We start from the raw sequence: 19703 nt of genomic DNA on the forward strand, positions 1-19703 counted from the left end.
GCATATCGGCTTTGTGTGCACTGCACCGTTGACAGGTCTGACCACTCTTGCGTAGCTTGAAAATGTGACCGCTACCAAAAAGGGCGGCACATCAAGCCAGGAGAGGATCATGACCAAGCTTCGCACCCGTCCGCCTATCCGTTCGGCCGCGCTGACCGCCGCGGCGCTGCTGGCCGGTGCGTCCTGGCCCGCCCTCGCGCAGGATCAGGCGCAGACGCAGCAGGCCGCGCCACCCGCGACGCAGGAACCCGCCACCGCCGACGATCAGCAGGCGGATATCGTGGTCACCGGTTTCCGCGCCTCGCTGCAGAGCCAGACCGAGGCGAAGCGCAACTCGATCGGCTTCACCGACACGATCTTCGCGGAGGACATCGGCAAGTTCCCCGACACCAACATCGCCGAATCGGTGAACCGCATCCCCGGCGTCACCATCACCCGCGAGGTGACGGGCGAGGGCAGCAACGTCGCGATCCGCGGCCTCGGCACCAACTTCACCCGCGTGCTGCTCAACGGCGCGCCGGTCGCGGTCGCCTCGGTCCGCTTCGACGCGCAGAGCACCAACCGCGAGGTCGACCTCGACCTGCTCCCGACCGAGCTGTTCACGCAATTGACCGTCAGCAAGTCCCCGGTCGCCTCGATGGTCGAGGGCGGCGCCGCCGGCACCGTCAACCTGCGCTCGGCGCGTCCGTTCGACAACCCCAAGCCCTACATCAGCTACGGTTTCCAGGGCTCCAAAGTCAGCAGCGCCGACAAATGGGGCTATCGCGGCTACGCGATCGCCAGCGCGACCTTCGGCGACTTCGGCATCCTGATCGGCGGCGCGGCGGTCAAGAACCGCTTCCGCGTCGACGGGTTCGAGACGATCGGCTGGACCAACCCCAACCTGTCCGCCGCGCAAAACACGAATGCCAACCGCAATTCGACCGGAGGCGGCAACTGGGCGATCCCCGGCACCGTCCCGGTCAACGCCGGCAATGGTCTGACCACCGGCACCGTGATCGATCAGGCCTTCCTGCTCGCGCACAATCCCGGCGCGACGATCGAGCAGATCGACAACGGCCTGCTCCCGCGCCTCGGCCGGCCGCGCACGGAGATCGGCGAGCGCACGCGCTACAACGCGCTCGCCTCGTTCGAATGGCGCCCCAGCGACGCCTTCCACTTCTACCTCGACGGCATGTACGCCAAGCGCGACACCGATTTCACCCGTACCGCGATGAACTGGGCGGTGCGCAATGGCGCGGCGATCCCGCTCAACACCACCTACGACAAGAGCGACTGCTCGGCCGGCTGCACCGTCACCGGCGGCACCTATGCCAATGCGCAGTTCTTCCTCGAATATCGCCCCTATCGCGACAAGCAGGAATATTGGGGCGTCAATCCGGGCGCCGAATTCACCATCAACGAATGGATCAAGGGCGACCTCCAGGCCAATTACACCAAGAGCACCTTCCGCCGCGAAAGCCCGACCGTCCTCGTCATCACGCCGCCCAGCAGCGGGACGACGGTGACCTACACCAACAACGGCGGTATCCCCGACATCTCGACCAACATCGACCTCAACGACCCCAACAACTTCGGCTGGGCCGGCGGCGGCCGCGTCAACTTGAACGGCGAGGAGCGCGAGACCGAGACCAAGGGCATCCGCGGCAGCCTGTTGTTCGGCGACGAGAAGCGCTTCAGCGTCCGCGTCGGCGGCGCCTATGACGACACCAAGCGCCGGATCACGCCGTTCGACAACACCAACCCTTGGCAGAACCTGATCTGCGGCAACGGCCCCAGCGTCACGCTGCCTGCGCCCAACCGCCAGCCGATCTGCGACGGCGCCAACCTGCCGGGAACGGCGGCGCCTCCCGGCTATCCGACCTATCCGGCCTATGGCACCGGCTATTCGAGCGGCCTCCCGCCGCTCGTCTATGCCGGCTCGCGCGTTCCCACCGCGCTGGTGCCGAGCTACCTTCGGCCCGGCAGCAACGGCTTCATCACCGTCGATTGGGACAAGTTCCGCGCCGACACCAATTATGACGAGCTGCTGGCCGGCGCGACCGAGGTCGGCAGCGGCAGCAGCGGCGCCAACGGCGGCCTGATCCGGGAAAAGGTCACCGGCATCTTCGCCGAGGCCAACGGCGTCATCGACATCGGCGAGAATACGCTGCGCCTCAACGCCGGCATCCGCTACGTCCGCACCGAGCAGATCGTCGGCGGCCGCGTCAGCGTGCCCGATCCGCGCAACAGCGTCGGCGGCGTGACCTGTCCGGGTACGTCTCCCGCCTTCGCGCTGAACGGGGCCTGCTATCCGAACATCGATACCTTCCCCAACTCGCGCACGCTCTATTCGAACTTCCTGCCGTCGGCGAGCCTGGTGTTCAACATCGGCCGCAACGCGGTGGCGCGCGCATCGGTCTCGCGGACGATGACGCGGCCCGATCCCAATGCGATGCTGCCGGGCGCGAGCTTCGTCCAGCCTTCCGCCGACGTCGGCACGCTCGGCAACAGCGAGCTCGATCCGTACATCTCCGACAATATCGACCTCGGCTTCGAATATTACACGGGCGGCGAGGGCGTGATCGCGGTCGCGGCGTTCCGCAAGTCGATCACCGGCTTCACCGTCAACGGCCTGCGCACGGTGCCGTTCAGCTTCCTCGCGCCCTACGGCATCACCTTCGCCTCGCTGACGGCGGCGCAGCAGGCCGCGCTGATCTCGCGCGCCCAGGCCGGCCAGCGGCCCGAGGACGTCGACATCGTGCTGCAGCAGCAGGTCAACGCCGACGGCAAGCTCAAGGTCAACGGCCTGGAGTTCCAGATCACCCAGCCGCTCGATTTCCTCACCCAATATATCGGCGTCCGCGGCTTCGGCTTCCAAGGCAACCTGACGCTGATCGACCAGAAGGGCGAGGGCGCCGGCGCGCCCGCGGTGGCGCTGGGCGTGGCGCCGACCACCTACACGCTGACCGGCTATTATGACGGCGGCCCGCTGTCGGCGCGGCTGACCTATACGTTCAACGAAGGCTCGCAGGGGTCGAACCCCAACCAGAACGGCATCCCCGCCGCCGCGATCTTCGGGCGCGACTATTCGCAGCTCGATTTCTCGGGCAGCCTCGATCTCGGCAAGATGTTCGACAACAAGTACCTGCCGACGCTGGTGCTGAACGTCATCAACATCACCAAGGAAGCGCAGAGCAGCTACTTCCAGTTCCCCAATGCGACGTACAACGAATACAATCCGGGCCGCACCATCCTGGTCGGCATCCGCGGCAAGTTCTGACCTTTTCCCCTCTCCCCTTGGGAGAGGGAGGGGCCCGCCGGCGCAGCCGGTGGGAGGGTGAGGGCGACCACGCTGGCCGCAGTCACCCTCACCCTCCCGCCGCCTTCGACGGCTCCTTCCCCTCCCAATGGGAGGAGAGGGACAGCAAGATTCCCTCCCGCCCGGACAGGCGCTAGTATCCACCCGTGCCGATGCCGGGGACCGTCACCATCCGCGACCGATCGCTGCGCCTCAAGCGCAAGAGCGGCACGCCCGTCTGGCTCTCGCTGCTGTGGCGCATCGCGTTGGCGTTCGGGCTGATCGGCATCGCGCTCGCGGTCCACTGGTTCGACCGCGACGGCCTGCGCGACAATCTCGACGGCCACGTCAGCTTCGTCGACGTGCTCTACTTCACAATGATCACCGTCACGACGGTCGGCTACGGCGACATCGTGCCTGTCACCCCGCAGTCGCGGCTGTTCGACACCTTCGTGGTCACGCCGATCCGGCTGTTCGTCTGGCTGATCTTTCTCGGCACGGCCTATGATTTCCTGCTCAAGCGCGTTTGGGAGCGATGGCGGATGAGCATCATCCAGCGGAACTTGCACGGCCACGTCGTCGTCGCCGGCTATGGCACCAGCGGATCGGAGGCGGTGAACGAGCTGATCCGCCGCGGCACCGATCCGAAGCGGATCGTAGTGATCGAGGAGCGCGACGCCGCGCTCGCCGAGGCGGAGGAACGCGGCGTCGCGGTGATCGACGGCGACGCCACCCGCAACGCCGCGCTGGAGGCGGTGAAGCTCGACCGCGCCAGTGCGCTGATCGTCTCGGCCGGCCGCGACGACACCTCGATCCTGATCGTGCTGACCGCCCGCCGCATCGCGCCCAAGGTGCCGATCAGCGTGGTGATCCGCTCCGAGGACAATGAGCCGCTCGCCCGCCAGGCCGGCGCCGACACCGTCATCAACCCCGCCAGCTTCGCGGGCCTGCTGCTCGCCGGATCGACGCACGGCCCCCATATCGCCGATTATCTCGCCGACCTCGCCGCCGCGCACGGGCGCGTCGCGCTGCGCGAGCGTGCGGTGGCGCCGGCGGAGGTCGGCCGCCCGCTCGCCGCCATCGAGACCGGCCTCGGCGTGCGCATCTATCGCGGGGACAGCGTGTTCGGCTTCTGGGACGCCGAGGCGCGCGCGCTCGCGGCCGGCGACCAGATCGTCGAGATCGTTCCCGGCACGCCGCGGGAGAGGCAGGCTTAGGGCCGGTGCAACAATTGTTTGCGCGATTTTTCGGCGCTGCCGCCTAGATAGCGCTGGCAATGCCGCATCTGACCCATCTCGACCGGCTCGAAGCCGAATCGATCCACATCCTGCGCGAAGTCGCCGCCGAGGCGGAGCGTCCGGTGATGCTCTATTCGATCGGCAAGGATTCGGCGGTGATGCTGCACCTCGCACGCAAGGCGTTCTTCCCCGCGCCGCCCCCATTCCCGCTGCTCCACGTCGACACCACCTGGAAGTTCCGCGCGATGTACGAGCTGCGCGACCGCGCCGCCGCGGCCGCTGGCATGGAGCTGCTGGTGTGGAAGAACCCTGAGGCCGAGGCGCGGGGGATCAATCCCTTCGACCACGGCAGCCTCCACACCGACCTGTGGAAGACGGAAGGGCTCAAGCAGGCGCTCGACCATTATCGCTTCGACGCCGCGTTCGGCGGCGCCCGGCGCGACGAGGAGAAGAGCCGCGCCAAGGAGCGCGTGTTCAGCTTCCGCACCGCCCAGCACCGCTGGGACCCCAAGGCGCAGCGCCCCGAGCTCTGGCGCCTCTACAACGCCCGCAAGGCGAAGGGGGAGAGCATCCGCGTCTTCCCGCTCTCCAACTGGACCGAGCTCGACATCTGGCAGTACATCGCCCGCGAGGGGATCGAGATCGTGCCCCTCTATTTCGCCGCGCCGCGCCCGACGGTGGAGCGCGACGGGCTGATCCTGATGGTCGACGACGACCGCTTCCGCCTGGCGCCCGGCGAGGTGCCGGTGGAGCGCTCGATCCGTTTCCGCACGCTCGGCTGCTATCCGCTGACCGGGGCGGTGGAGAGCAATGCGGCGACCTTGTCCGAGGTCGTGCAGGAGATGCTGCTCACCACCACCAGCGAACGCCAGGGCCGCGCGATCGACCACGACGCCGCGGCGAGCATGGAGAAGAAGAAGGTGGAGGGCTATTTCTGATGGGAGGCGTGACTCAGATCCTCCCCGGGACGGGGAGGTGGCAGCGCGCAGCGCTGACGGAGGGGGCTCTCCTCCCGGCGTCGTCCTCGTGGCGCTCCCCCTCCACCACGCCGCTGCGCGGCGCGGTCCCCCTCCCCGTGCCGGGGAGGAGCTTGTGAACCACTACCGACCCGACGCCCTCATCGCCGCCGACATCGACGCCTATCTCGCCGAACAGGCGAACAAGTCCCTCCTGCGCTTCCTCACCTGCGGCTCGGTCGACGACGGCAAGTCGACGCTGATCGGCCGCATGCTCTACGACGCGCGCACCGTGTTCGACGACCAGCTCTCCCAGCTGGAGGCGGATTCGCGGCGCGTCGGCACGCAGGGCCAGAATCTCGACTTCGCGCTGCTGGTCGACGGCCTCTCCGCCGAGCGCGAGCAGGGCATCACCATCGACGTCGCCTATCGCTTCTTCGCGACGGCGCGCCGCAAGTTCATCGTCGCCGACACGCCGGGCCACGAGCAGTACACCCGCAACATGGTCACCGGCGCCTCGACCGCGGACCTCGCGGTGATCCTGGTCGACGCGCGCAAGGGCGTCCTCACCCAGACGCGGCGCCACGGCTTCCTCGTCAACCTGCTCGGCATCCGCCGCATCGTGCTGGCGGTGAACAAGATGGACCTGATCGGCTGGGACCGCGCCGCCTACGACCGCATCGTCGCCGATTTCGCCGCCTTCGGCCGCTCGATCGGCATGGCGGAGGCGGTGGCGATCCCGATGGCCGCGCTCGGCGGCGACAACATCGCCGCGCGCTCGGAGCATACGCCCTGGTTCACCGGCCCGACGCTGATCGAGCACCTCGAGACGGTCGAGATCGACGCCGACCGCGACCCCGACCGGCCGTTCGCGATGCCGGTGCAATGGGTCAACCGGCCCAACCTCGACTTCCGCGGCTTCTCCGGCCTGATCACCGCCGGCACCGTCCGCCCCGGCGACCGCATCCGCACCGTCCCCTCCGGCCGCGTCTCCCATATCGAGCGCATCGTCACCCTCGACGGCGACCTCGACGAGGCGGTCGCCGGCCAGTCGGTCACGCTGACCCTCACCGACGAGATCGACTGCTCGCGCGGCGACGTCATCGCCGCCGCCGACAGCCCGCCCGAGGTCGCCGACCAGTTCCAGACGACGCTGGTCTGGATGGACGACGAGCCGCTCCAGCCCGGCCGCGGCTATTGGCTGAAGTCGGGCGCGACCTCGGCCACCGCCAGCGTCCGCGAGCCCGACCACGCGATCGACGTCAACACCCTCGCCGAGCTGCCCGCCAGGACGCTCGGCCTCAACGACATCGGCGTCGTCGAGATCCACCTCGACCGCCCGATCCCCTTCGCGCCCTATGCCGAAAGCCGCGACCTTGGCGGTTTCATCCTGGTCGACAAGCTCACCAACAAGACCGTCGCCGCCGGCATGATCACCCGCGCGCTGCGCCGCAGCCGCAACGTCCATTGGCAGGCGATCGAGATCACCCGCGAGGCGCACGCCGCCCAGAAGCACCAGACGCCGCGCCTCCTGTGGTTCACCGGCCTCTCCGGCTCGGGCAAATCGACCATCGCCAATCTGGTCGAGAAGCGGCTGCACATGCTCGGCAAGCACAGCTTCCTGCTCGACGGCGACAATATCCGCCACGGCCTCAACCGCGACCTCGGCTTCTCCGACGCCGACCGCGTCGAGAACATCCGCCGGGTGGGCGAGGTCGCGCGCCTCATGACCGACGCCGGCCTCATCGTCCTCACCGCCTTCATCTCGCCGTTCCGCGCCGAGCGCGAGCTGGTGCGCGGCCTCATGCCCGAGGGCGAGTTCGTCGAGATCTTCATCGACACCCCGCTGGAGGTGGCGGAGGCGCGCGACACCAAGGGCCTCTACGCCAAGGCGAGGGCAGGGGAGATCGCCAACTTCACCGGCATCTCCAGCCCCTATGAGCCGCCCGAGCACCCCGACATCCGCATCGACACCACCAGCATGTCGCCCGAGGAAGCCGCCGAGCTGATCGTCGACCGCGTGATCGGCGCCTGGACGCCGGTGATATGAGCCCCGCCGCAAAGCTCCTCCCCGGCACGGGGAGGGGGCGTTGCGGCTTTGGCTTGCCCCCGGCAAGCCAAGATCGTGTCCGGGGGACACGATCTCGCCGCAACGCCGGCCGCAGGCCGGTGGTGGAGGGGGCCCAGTTGCAACGGATTCCGGTGCCGAGGGCCCCCTCCACCGCGCCGCTGCGCAGCGCGGTCCCCCTCCCCGTGCCGGGGAGGAGCTTTGCGACAGGACTCCAACAATGACCGACGCCGAACTCGCCCACGCCATCGCCGGGGAAGCCGGCACGCTGCTGCTCGAGCTGCGCCGGGGCCGCGCGCCCGGCCGTGCGCTCGGCGACGCCGGCGACCGCGAGGCGCAGGCGCTGATCGCCGCCCGCCTCGCCGCCGCCCGGCCCGACGACTTCGTGCTGTCGGAGGAAGCGGCCGACGACCCCGCCCGCTGCGCCGCCTCGCGCCTGTGGGTGGTCGACCCGCTCGACGGAACCGCGGAATATGCGGAAGGCCGCGACGACTGGGCGGTCCACATCGGCCTCAGCATCGACGGCGCGCCCGCGGCCGGCGCGGTGGCGCTCCCCGCCCGCGGTCTGGTGATCGCGACCGACGCCCCGCCGCCGCCCGCGCCGCTCCACCAGCCGCCGCGCATGGTCGTCAGCCGCTCGCGCGCGCCGCACGAATGCCCCGGCATCGCCGCCGCGATCGGCGCCGAGCTGGTGCCGATGGGCTCGGCCGGCGCCAAGGCGATGGCGGTGGTGCTGGGGGAGGCCGACATCTACCTCCACTCCGGCGGCCAATATGTCTGGGACAATTGCGCCCCCGCCGCGGTGGCGCTGGCGGCGGGGCTCCATGTGTCGCGACTGGATGGCAGCCCGCTCGTCTACAATTGCGTCGACACCTATTTACCGGATTTGCTGATCTGCCGGCCGGAGCTTGCCGAACCGGTGCTGAGATTGGTCCGCGGCTGACACCTACACCGAGCGGCACTTCACCTCGACCATATACCGCCGGAAGTGGCCGTCACACTCTCCAAACCCGCGCACACCGTATACGGACAAAGCCATATCTGAAACTGATTGTGGTTAATAAGCAACAGTTGCGAAACAAAACTTCGTGCTTTGGAAACTTTGTGTTGAACGCTGACTGTTAAGAATTGACCATGGCGCCTCCATCGGTCCGGCAGCGATATCGCTCGCCCGCATCAAATGGGGGTTCGCATGACCAGAATATTGCGTCGTCATCTCTTGGCCACCACGTTGCTGATCTCTACGAGTGCCCTTGCTTCACCGGCCTTCGCACAGGATGCCCAGCCCGCGCAGTTAGGCCAGCCGCAGACGCCAGCCGCTGCCGATATCGCCCAGCAACAGAGCGATGCGACCACGCCCGACACGCAGGGCACCGGCAACGACATCATCGTCACCGGGACGCTGTTCCGCCGCACCGATACCGAGACGGCTTCGCCCGTCACCGTGCTCACCTCGGACAATCTCGCCAAGGCGGGCGTCACCAACATCGCCGACGCGATTCGTTCGGTCTCCGCCGACAGCGCCGGCTCGATCTCGACGGGCTTCCAGGGCGGCTTCTCCGCGGGCGGCCAGGCAGTATCGCTGCGCGGCCTCGGCGTGTCGTCGACGCTGGTGCTGATCGACGGCCTGCGCTCGACCAACTTTCCGCTCAACGACGACGGCCACAACGCTTATACCGATCTCAACTCGATCCCGTTCAGCGCGGTCGAGCGGGTCGAGGTGCTGAAGGACGGCGCCTCGTCGACCTATGGCGCCGACGCGATCGGCGGCGTGGTCAACGTCATCATGAAGAAGCAGTTCACCGGCGTCGCCGGCACGGCCGAGGCCGGCGTCGGCGAGGACGGCTATGCCTCGCGCTACCGCGCCAACCTGACCGCCGGCATCGGCGACTATGACGCCGCCGGCTGGAACTTCTACATCAACGGCGAATATCAGCGCGACGGCCGCGTCTCGGTGCAGGACGTCGGCTTTCCGTTCAATACGACCGACCTGAGCTCGATCGGGCTCAGCGACAACAACGCCGACGACAGCTCGCTGACCGGCACCGGAGCCAACGGAACGGTCAGCGCAGTGGTGCGCCGGACCACCCAGACCAACCTGAACGATCCGTTCACCGGCGGCACGACCGAGACGGGGCAATATACCACGCTCAATCTCGGCAGCTGCACGAACGGCACCTTCACCGTTGCGGGGGCGAGCGGCGGCACCGGCTGCCGTCATGATACGACTTATGAGTATTCCCAGGTTCAGCCGAAGCAGGAACGCTTCAGCTTTACCGGCCGCCTGAGCCTCCGCCTCAGCGACAATATCGAAGCCTATGCTCTCGGAAGCTATGCCCAGAGCGAGGTCGATATCATGGGCCTGCCGCCCTCGGTCCGCCAGCGCCAGCCTTATGGTGCGCCGCCGACGGTCGCATCGAACAACCCCGGCGTCGTGCTGCCGGTCTGGATCTGTCCGTCGGGCGTGGATTGCGCCAATCCCGCGACGGCAGGTCGCCAGCTCAATCCGAACAATCCCTATGCGGCTGCTTTCGCCAATGATCCGGCTAATGGTGCGGCGCGCATTTACTACCGCTTTGGCGATATCCTGGCCCAATCGCACCGCAACAATGAAGTGATCCGTGGCGCCATCGGTTTGAACGGGCAATTCGGCGACGATTGGAATTGGCGGGTCGAGGCGGTCGGCGCCCGCGACAACTACCGCCAGAACTCCTTCGGCGTGATCAACATTGCGGGGCTCCGGCAGGCGATCAACACCGGCGCATACAATTTCGTCGATCCTAGCCAGAATACCGACGCCGTACGCCAGATGATCGCGCCGGAGGTCGTATCGCGCGCCTATACCTCGATGGCATCGCTGGACGCCTCGATCGCGAAATCGCTGATGCAGCTGCCGGGCGGCCCCCTGCAGCTTGCCATCGGCGGGCAGGTGCGCCGCGAGACGCTGAACAATCCCGGCATCAACCCGGATCTCGAGAACTACGGCAACACGGCGGCCGCGTTCGGCAAGCACACGGTGTCGGCCGCCTATTTCGAGCTCAGCGCGCCGATCCTCGAGCAGCTCGAGGTTACCGCCTCGGGCCGCTACGACCATTATTCGGAAGGATTCGATCACTTCTCGCCGAAGGTTGGCTTCAAGTTCACGCCGATCCGCCAGATCGCGTTGCGCGGCACTTATTCGGAGGGCTTCCGCGCGCCGACCTTCGCGGAAAGCAATCCGCGGTCGAGCTTCCCCGGCTTCGTCAACCTGACGCCGCCATGCAGTTTCCAACTACAGCACGGCGCTACGCCGGGTCCGAACGGCACTTGCACGTCCACCAATCCTTATAACCAGCGCTATGCCGTCGGCGGCGGTTTCCAGGGTAACCCCGATCTGAAGCCCGAAACGTCGCGCAGCTTCACCGCGGGCCTGATCGCCCAGCCGACCCGCTGGTTGAGCCTCACCGTCGACTATTATAACGTGAAGAAGAAGGACGTGATCGTCGCCGGACCGGATCTCGGCAGGGCGCGCGACCTCTACTTCTCGTCGAATAGTCTCGCCGAGGCGCAGGCCGCGGTGGCGTCGCTGCCGGGCTATTCGGTCGGCGCCGTCGACGCGATTGACCCGCTGTTCCCGAATGCTCTGCCGCGCGTGCTCGTGATCAACGCGCCGTACGTCAACGCCGGCTACTTCAAGACCGAGGGTGTCGACTTCTCGGCCACCGCTACGGTGCCGTTCAGCGATACGGTGAAGTTCACGAGCCGCCTCGACGTAACGGCGATCCTCAAGTTCAACGTCGATTTCGGCGATGGCGTGATCCGCAAGTACGTCGGAACGCTGGGGCCGTATGAGCTGTCGTCGGGCGCCGGCACGCCGAAGTGGCGCGGCAACTGGCAGAACACGCTCGAGATCGGCGACTTCTCCGTGACCGCGACGACCTATTATGTGTCGAAGATCAAAGCGGTCGCCGCCGATGAGGTGAGCCCCGACGACGACGGCAACATCGACCTGTCGTGCGAGAATGCCGAGCTCTATCCGGGCCAGTGCCATATCAAGCGCTTCATCTACGCCGATCTGAACCTGGCGTATAAGGTGAACGACAACTTCACCTTCTTCGGCACCGTCAACAACGTCACCAACGAGCGGGCACCGCTGGCGGCGGCGTCCTATTCGGGCACCAACTACCTGCCGACCTGGCATTATGCCGGCGTCATCGGCCGCGTGTTCCGGGCGGGCGCCAGCTTCAAGTTCTGACGCTTATCCGCTTGCCGAATCAGGAGGGCGGCCCTTCGGGGCCGCCCTTTCTGTTCGCTGCGGCGGCCAGCGGAAACTGGAACTGGCGCGGATCGACGTTCAGGCGTGCCGCGTCCATTTAAGCCCCCGAAGGAGAGAGACCTTGTTTGCTGAATGCTGGTCCGGGAATCGTGCTCCTGCGAAAGCAGGAGCCCTGGATCACGGGACATCGCCTGCGGCCTGAGCTCCTGCTTTCGCAGGAGCACTGGCACTGCTTCATTCTGGACAGGATCCTAGTTGCCGGCGGATCGCGGGGCGTGGTTGGACACTCTCTTGAGCAATGGCTCCGCGCCGTCACCGGGACGCGCCCGAAATAAGGGTCGCAAGCTAGCGGTAATAATTGTTCGCATGCTATTTTTACCGTGATTTACATGCAACAGTGTTGCCGTTCCTTTTCTCAAATCTGTCATTTTGTATTGAACGGCGGTCGGAAACCCTCGACGATAAGCTATCGGGCCGCAGACCCGTCTCATTCGCGTAATCGGGGGGATTACATCATGACCTATATGCTGCGCCGTCGCCTGCTGGCGACGACTCTGTTGATTTCCGCTGCCGCTTTCACCACGCCTGCGTTTGCTCAGGACGCCGGGTCCTCGAATCAGGCAGCGACGCAGGATTCCCAGACGGCCGAAGGGCAGGGGGCGGGTGAGGACATCGTCGTCACCGGTTCGCTGTTCCGCCGCACCGATACCGAGACGCCGTCGCCGGTCACCGTGCTGACCTCGGACAATCTCGCCAAGGCCGGCATCACCAGCATCGCGGAGGCGATCCGCTCGATCTCGGCCGACAGCGCCGGCTCGATCGGCACCGGCTTCCAGACCGGCTTCTCGGCCGGCGGCTCGGCGGTGTCGTTGCGCGGCCTCGGTGTGTCGTCGACATTGGTGCTGGTCGACGGCCTCCGCTCGACCAATTTCCCGATCAACGACGACGGCCACAACGCCTATGTCGACCTGAACTCGATCCCATTCAGCCTGGTCGAGCGGGTCGAGGTGCTGAAGGACGGCGCCTCCTCGACCTACGGCGCGGACGCGATCGGCGGCGTGGTCAACCTCATCCTCAAGAAGCATTTCACGGGGGTCGACGGCCTGGTCGAGGCCGGCGTCGCCGAGCGCGGCGATGCGGGCCATCAGCGCGCCAATCTGACGCTGGGCTACGGCGACTATGATGCGAACGGCTTCAATGTCTACATCAACGGCGAGTATCAGCGCGACGGCCGCGTCTCCAACCACAGCCGCGGTTTCCCTTACAACACCCGTGACCTGACGCCGATTGGCGGCAACGACGGCAACTCCGCCGATCAGTCGCTGACGGTCAACACGCCGACCGCCTATGTCACCCGCGTCGGCCAGACCGATCTCAACAATCCGTTGAGCGGCGCGGCGGGGTCGCCGGCGACCAACCAGTATCTTGCGCTCGGGCTGCAGAATTGCACCACCGGCACCTTCACCGTGACCACGGGATCGGCGCGCGGCACCGGCTGCAAATACAATCTCGAGGATATGTACCGCCAGATCCAGCCGCTGCAGGAACGCTGGTCGATCAACGGCCGCGTCAGCGTGCGGGTCTCCGACGATATCGAGGCCTATGTCACCGGCAGCTACAGCCGCAGCGACGTCAGCATCACCAGCGCCTTCCCCTCGGCGGTCCGCCAGACGCAGCCGTTCGGCGCCGCGCCGAGCGTGGCGTCAAGCAATCCCGGCATCGTGCTGCCGGTCTGGATCTGCCCGTCGGGCAACAACTGCGCGGACCCCGCCACGCCGGGTCGCCAGCTCAACCCGAACAATCCCTATGCCGCCGCCTATGCCGACCGGCCGGCAGAGGGTGCGGCGCGCATCTATTACCTGTTCGGCGACATCCCCGCCGGCAGCGACCGCCGCAACGAGGTCTATCGCTTCACCGGTGGCCTCACCGGCAGCTTCGAGGGCGGCTGGGACTGGCGGGTCGAGGGCGTCTATGCCCGCGACAACCTCCACATCACCCAGCACGGCCTGCTCAACATCGCGGCGCTGCGCCAGGCGATCAACACCGGCTCGTATAACTTCGTGAACCCGTCGGCGAACAGCGACGAGCTCCGCCAGACGCTCGCTCCGGACAAGACCACGCCGTCGCATTCGGAGATGTACGGCCTCGACGCCTCGGTCGCCAAGAAGCTGTTCGACCTGCCCGGCGGCCCGCTCCAGCTCGCCGTCGGCGGCCAGGTCCGTCACGAGGAGCTCGAGAACAACAATCAGAACGCCGCGCTCGACACCTACGGCCTCACCACCGCGTCGGCGTTCGGCAAGCACACGGTCTCGGCCGCCTATTTCGAGATCGACGCGCCGGTCCTGAAGCAGGTCGAGCTCAACCTTTCCGGCCGCTACGACCATTATTCGGAAGGGTTCGACCATTTCTCGCCCAAGGTCGGCGTCAAGTTCACGCCGATCCCCGAGCTGGCGCTGCGCGGCACCTATTCGGAGGGCTTCCGCGCGCCGACCTTCGCCGAATCCGGCCCGCGCAGCCAATATGCCGGCTTCGTCACCACCTCCCCGCCGGGCAATTTCTGCGCCCAACACGGCGGTTCGGCGGGAGCGCAGAATGCCTGCGTCTCGGGCGGCAACCCCTATAACCTGCCCTATTCGCTGGGCCGCGGCGTCGCCGGCAACCCGGATCTCAAGCCGGAAACCTCGCGCAGCTTCACCGCCGGCGTGATCTTCCAGCCGGTCAAGTGGCTGAGCCTCACCGCCGACTATTACAACGTCAAGAAGAAGGACCTGATCATCGCCGGCCCGCAGATCGGCGACGCGGTCAACGCCTATTTCAGCGCGCCTAACCTCGCCGCGGCGCAGGCGGCGGTGGCGGCGATCGGGCCGGGCTATTCGGTCAACACGGTCGACGCGGTCGATCCGCTCTATCCGAACGCCCTGCCGCGTGTGCTGATCATCAACGTGCCCTATGTGAACGCCAACTACGCGATGACCTCGGGCCTCGATCTCGCCGCGACCGCGACGATCCCGCTCGGCGGCGACGCCACCTTCACCAGCCGGGTCGAGGTGACGCACGTCTTCAAGTACGACCTCCACACCAGCGCGGGCGTGCAGCATTATGCCGGCACCATGGGGCCCTACGACCTGTCGTCGGGCAACGGCACGCCGGATTGGCGCGGCAACTGGCAGAACACGCTCGAGGTCGGACCCTACTCGATCAGCCTGACCGCCTATTATGTCGGCAAGATCAAGGCGGTGGCGACCGACCAGGGCAACCTGTCGACCGACTGCTCGGCGGCGCTCTACAAGGCGGCGGGCGACACCACCGGCGAGAAGTTCTGCTACGTCAACAGCTTCATCTCGACCGACCTCAACATGTCGGCGCGGGTGGCCGACAACTTCAGCCTGTACTTCAACGTGAAGAACCTGCTCGACGCGCGCGCGCCGGTTGCACCGGCGGCCTATTCGAGCGCGCCGAACTTCTTCACGAGCTGGCACTATGCCGGCCTGATCGGGCGCCAGTTCCGCGCCGGCGCCACCTTCAAGTTCTAACCACGGCCAAAAGGTTGGGGAGAGGGTAGGGCGGCCCCGCAAGGGGCCGCCCTATTTTCGTGCGGCCGTCCCGTGCCGGTACGGGATACCTCGATCCATCCGTCATCCGGCGAAAGCCGGGATCTCAGGCCGGATCGGATCATCGCATGAGATCCCGGCTTTCGCCGGGATGACGGCCATCTGCCGTTTCTCCGAAATCTCCTCCGCCCATTCAACCTAGAAGCCGTGCCGCAGGACCCATCGAACATCCCATGTTCTTATGAAGAACATTCCACAAACATCGCCACTTTTCCCCGTTTCAGGCAGATTTTCCCCGTCTGTGGCAGCTAAAACCATTGCGGCCCCAAGCCAATTTTGGTAACCAAAGCAACAGAGGGGCAGACTCCCGCCTTCATGAGCCGATCCTGGTTCGGGAAACCGATTCCGGAGGCGGGGAGCCGTTTGTCCGTGGAACGGCAAAGTGGACGAGGCGGGACTTTACGAAGGTGCGGGATTGCAGGCCGTCGACCCCAAGGGTCGCGTCGCCATCCCCGCAGACTTCCGCTCCACCATCGACCGCAACTCGCAGGCGAAGATCATCGTCGTCGGCTTCCACCCGACGCTGCCGTGCCTGCGCGCCTACGACACCGCCTGGTCGCAGTCGGAGGAGCGCCGCTTCCGCCGCATGGCCGACGAAGGGGTCGACATCCGCGAGATCGAGCGCCAGCGCGAGGCGGTGTTCGGCGACGTCGAGCGCGCGAGCTTCGACCCCAGCGGCCGCTTCATCCTGCCGGAGTTCTTCAAGGACGAGGCGAAGATCGCCGACTGGGCCTTCTTCGTCGGTGCCGGTCCCACCTTCAACATCTGGGCGCCCGACGTGCTGCTCGCGTCGGACGAGGCGAGCCCCCGCCTCAAGGGCCGCTGCGCGCACATGATGGCCAACCGGAAGGCGCGCGGATGATCGCCGCGCGCGCCCATATCCCCGTGCTGCTCGACGAGGTCGTCGACGCGCTCGCCATCGCCCCCGGCGAGCGCCACGTCGACGCGACCTTCGGAGCGGGCGGCTACACGGTCGCGTTCCTCGAGCGGGGAGCCGAGGTGGCCGCCTTCGATCGCGACCCTACCGCGATCGAAGGCGGTCGACCCCTCGCCGCCGAGGCGGATGGCCGGCTGATCCTGATCGAGGCGCCGTTCTCGGCGATGGAGAGCGAGCTCTCCGCCCGCGGCCTCGTCCCCGTCGACGGCGTGACGATGGACATCGGCGTCTCGTCGATGCAGCTCGACCAGCCCGATCGCGGCTTCTCCTTCCAGGCCGACGGCCCGCTCGACATGCGGATGAGCCGTTCGGGCATGACCGCCGCCGACTTCGTCAACACCGCCGACGAGGGCGAGATCGCCGACGTGCTCTACCATTATGGCGAGGAGCCGCGCGCCCGCCGCGTCGCGAAAGCGATCGTCGCCGCGCGCCCGCTCGCGCGCACCGGCGAGCTGGCCGAGGTCGTGCGCAAGGCGCTCGGCCACAAGCCGCATGACAAGAAGGATCCGGCGACCCGCACCTTCCAGGCGATCCGCATCCATCTGAACCGCGAGCTCGACGAGCTGAGCGAAGGGCTGGAGGCGGCCGAGCGCGTGCTGAAGCCGGGCGGCCGGCTGGCGGTGGTGACCTTCCACAGCCTCGAGGACCGCATGGTCAAGCGCTTCCTGCGCGAGCGCAGCGGCGGCGAGCCCGCGGGATCGCGCCACCGCCCGGCGGCGCAGGCGGCGAACGATCCGAGCTTCGAGACACCGGCGCGGGCGGTCCGCGCCAGCGAGAGCGAGATCGCGCGTAACCCGCGCGCGCGGTCGGCGACGTTGCGGGTGGCGCGGCGCACCGCCGCTGCGCCGTGGCGTACCCTGGGAGACAAGTAATGGCGTCCATGAGCTTCAAGGGATTCGGCTGGGTCCTCGGCATCGCGACGGTGCTGCCGGCCTGCTACATGGTGACCTCGGCGGTCGCCTCGGAGCGCGGCCGCGTCGAATCGGTCGATCGCGCGATCGTGCAGGCGAAGCGCGACATCCGCAGCCTCGAGACCGAGTTCGAGACGCGCGCCAGCCTCGCCCAGCTCGAGCGCTACAATGGCGAGGTGCTCGCGCTCACCGCGCCGCGCCCCGAGCAATATCTGGCGAGCGACACCGCGCTCGCCTCGCTGCAGCCGCTCGGCGGCGGGCAGGCGCCGCAATATGCCTCGCTGGTGGTGCCCTCGGGCATCCAGGCGGCGCAGCCGCAGACCGCCGCGGTCGAGGCTCCGGCCGCCGCCCCGGCTCCGGCGCGGACCGCCGCCCCCGCCGCGGTCGAGGTCGCGTCGAACGAGGGCGCGTCGAACGAGGTCAGGCGCGCGGTCGCCGCCGGCCGCGCGCAGGCGGTGGCGATGCTCGACCACCGGCTGATCAGCGAATCCACCCTCGGCGACGTCGTCGCGCGCGCCCGCAGCGAGACGGCGGCGTTGCGTTGATCGTCCTCGTCGCTCCTGCTGCGGCCGAGCGCCGCCGGGAGGGCGGCCGGCATTCGCTGGTCGCGGTGGCGCATCTGCGCCTGACGATCCTGATGCTGCTGTTCGTCTTCTCGACGATCCTGATCGTCGGCCGGCTCGGCTGGCTGGCGCTGTCGGCGGAGCCCGCGACCACGCGTGACGCCGCCGCGGCGCTGGTGCCGCTGCGCGGCGACATCGTCGACCGCAACGGCGCGTCGCTCGCGCGCACCATCGACGCCTGGTCGATCGGGGTGCAGCCCGGCAACATCATCGGCGACAAGGTCGAGCTGGCGCAGAAGCTCGCCGCGTTGATGCCGGAGCGCGATCCGTCCTATTACTACCGCCTGCTCACGCTGAAGGCGCCCTTCACCTACATCCGCCACCGCGCGATGCCCGAGCTGGTGACCGCGGTGAACGCGCTCGGCGAGCCCGGTATCACCTTCGCGCGCGAGCCGGAGCGGCTCTATCCGCAATCGGCGCTGGCGGCGCAGGCGCTCGGCTATCTCAACGCCGAGCGGCGCGGCGTGCGCGGCATGGAGAAGGCGCTCGACGCGCGGCTCACCAACCGCGCGCTGCGGTCGCAGCCGGTCGCGCTGTCGCTCGACCTGCGCGTGCAGGGCGCGCTCGAAAGCGAGCTCGGCCGGGCAATGACCTCGTTCCAGGCCAAGGGCGCGGCCGGCATCGTCCTCGACGTCCACACCGGCGAGGTCATCGCCATGTCGTCGCTGCCGACCTTCAACCCGAACAAGGTCCGCAGCGGGGAGGGCACGCTGCTCAACAACGTGACGCAGAGCGTCTACGAGCTCGGCTCGGCGTTCAAGCCGATCGCGATCGCCGCTGCGATCGACACCGGCACCGTCACCTCGATGGCGCGCAAGTTCGACGCGACCCAGCCGCTCCAGGTCGGCCGCTTCAAGATCAAGGACGATCACGCGCAGAAGCGCTGGCTCAACATCCCCGAGACGCTGATCCACTCGTCCAACATCGCGACGGCGCGCATCGCCGACGAGATGGGGCAGGAGAAGCTGTCGGCGATGTTCCGCAAGGTCGGCTTCGACACCGCGCCGGACATCGAGATCGAGAAGGCGCATCCGCTGTGGCCGCGCTTCTGGGCGCGCACCACGGTGATGACCACTGCCTACGGCCATGGCATCGCGGTGACGCCGCTCCACCTCGCCAGCGCCTATGCCGCGCTGGTCAACGGCGGCATCTGGCGGCCGGCGACGCTGCTCAAGGTCGAGCCGGGCCATGCTCCCGAGGGCCGCCGCGTCATCTCGGAGGCGACCAGCGCGCGGATGCGCCAGCTGCTCCGCCTGATCGTGCTCGACGGCACCGGCCGCAAGGGCGAGGCGCCCGGCTACCGCGTCGGCGGCAAGACCGGCACCGCGGAGAAGCCAGGAGCGGGCGGCTATTCGAAACATGTCAACGTTTCGACGTTCGCGGCGGCTTTCCCGATGGACGCACCGCGCTATGTGGTGATCGCAATGCTCGATTCGCCCATCGGCAATGCCGAATCCTTTGGCCTGACCACCGCCGCCTACACCGCTGCGCCGGTGGTGAGCCGTCTCATCACGCGCGCGGGGCCGCTGCTCGGCGTGCAGCCCGACATGAACCGCGACGTCGACGTGTCGGACCTGGAGCCGCTGATCTGGCACAAGCCCGGCGAGGACCCGGGGCTGGCCGAGTGAGGCTGGGGAAATTTTCTCTGCCCTCGCCCCTCCGGAGGAGGGGAGAGGGTTGCGCAGACTTAGGTCTTGCGCAGCAAGGCCTTAGTCGGAGCTGGGAGAGGGGTGGGCGCTTGCGCAGCAAGCGCGCGAGGCTCCGCCTCGCTCTACCCCTCTCCCAACCTCCGCTAGGCGCCCCGGCTACGCCGGCGCACCAAGC

At 67.5% G+C, this 19703-nt stretch carries 11 protein-coding genes; all 11 read left to right on the top strand.

The annotated features are described in order from the left end of the window. The first annotated feature begins 109 nt into the window (after positions 1-109). The 11 genes from LZK98_RS08575 (at position 110) to LZK98_RS08625 (ending at position 19507) form a co-directional block, all read left to right on the top strand. Positions 110-3262 (top strand): TonB-dependent receptor, encoded by a 3153-nt coding sequence (locus tag LZK98_RS08575; RefSeq protein WP_233786046.1) that lies wholly within the window; start codon positions 110-112, stop codon positions 3260-3262. A gap of 191 nt (positions 3263-3453) precedes the next feature. After that, a complete protein-coding gene (locus LZK98_RS08580; protein WP_233786537.1) occupies positions 3454-4497 on the top strand; it encodes a potassium channel family protein in 1044 nt (347 codons plus the stop codon). Between the two features lie 59 nt (positions 4498-4556). After that, entirely contained in the window at positions 4557-5456 is a 900-nt protein-coding gene (gene cysD / locus LZK98_RS08585; RefSeq protein WP_233786047.1) for a sulfate adenylyltransferase subunit CysD, read from the top strand. A gap of 154 nt (positions 5457-5610) precedes the next feature. Then, a complete protein-coding gene (gene cysN, locus LZK98_RS08590) occupies positions 5611-7524 on the top strand; it encodes a sulfate adenylyltransferase subunit CysN (RefSeq protein WP_233786048.1) in 1914 nt (637 codons plus the stop codon). Positions 7525-7762: 238 nt separating this feature from the next. Continuing rightward, positions 7763-8485 carry an inositol monophosphatase family protein gene (locus LZK98_RS08595; RefSeq protein WP_233786049.1) on the top strand — a complete coding sequence of 241 codons (723 nt, stop codon included), beginning with the start codon at positions 7763-7765 and terminating at the stop codon, positions 8483-8485. 249 nt (positions 8486-8734) lie between these two features. Further along, entirely contained in the window at positions 8735-11776 is a 3042-nt protein-coding gene (locus tag LZK98_RS08600; protein WP_233786050.1) for a TonB-dependent receptor, read from the top strand. A gap of 536 nt (positions 11777-12312) precedes the next feature. Beyond that, positions 12313-15330, top strand: a complete 3018-nt coding sequence (locus LZK98_RS08605; RefSeq protein WP_233786051.1) for a TonB-dependent receptor plug domain-containing protein — start codon at positions 12313-12315, stop codon at positions 15328-15330. 460 nt (positions 15331-15790) lie between these two features. Beyond that, positions 15791-16270 (top strand): division/cell wall cluster transcriptional repressor MraZ, encoded by a 480-nt coding sequence (locus LZK98_RS08610; protein ID WP_233786053.1) that lies wholly within the window; start codon positions 15791-15793, stop codon positions 16268-16270. Next, positions 16267-17217, top strand: a complete 951-nt coding sequence (gene rsmH / locus LZK98_RS08615; RefSeq protein WP_233786055.1) for a 16S rRNA (cytosine(1402)-N(4))-methyltransferase RsmH — start codon at positions 16267-16269, stop codon at positions 17215-17217. Before LZK98_RS08610 ends, rsmH begins: the two co-directional genes overlap by 4 nt. Before the next feature lie 8 nt (positions 17218-17225). Continuing rightward, entirely contained in the window at positions 17226-17801 is a 576-nt protein-coding gene (locus LZK98_RS08620; RefSeq protein WP_233786057.1) for a hypothetical protein, read from the top strand. Beyond that, positions 17798-19507: a peptidoglycan D,D-transpeptidase FtsI family protein gene (locus LZK98_RS08625; RefSeq protein ID WP_233786058.1), complete on the top strand. Its 1710-nt coding sequence runs from the start codon at positions 17798-17800 to the stop codon at positions 19505-19507. The genes LZK98_RS08620 and LZK98_RS08625 overlap by 4 nt, the downstream gene beginning before the upstream one ends. Positions 19508-19703: the final 196 nt, after the last annotated feature.

Origin of the sequence: Sphingomonas cannabina, assembly GCF_021391395.1 — a bacterium.
Classification (GTDB): Bacteria; Pseudomonadota; Alphaproteobacteria; order Sphingomonadales; family Sphingomonadaceae; genus Sphingomonas; species Sphingomonas cannabina.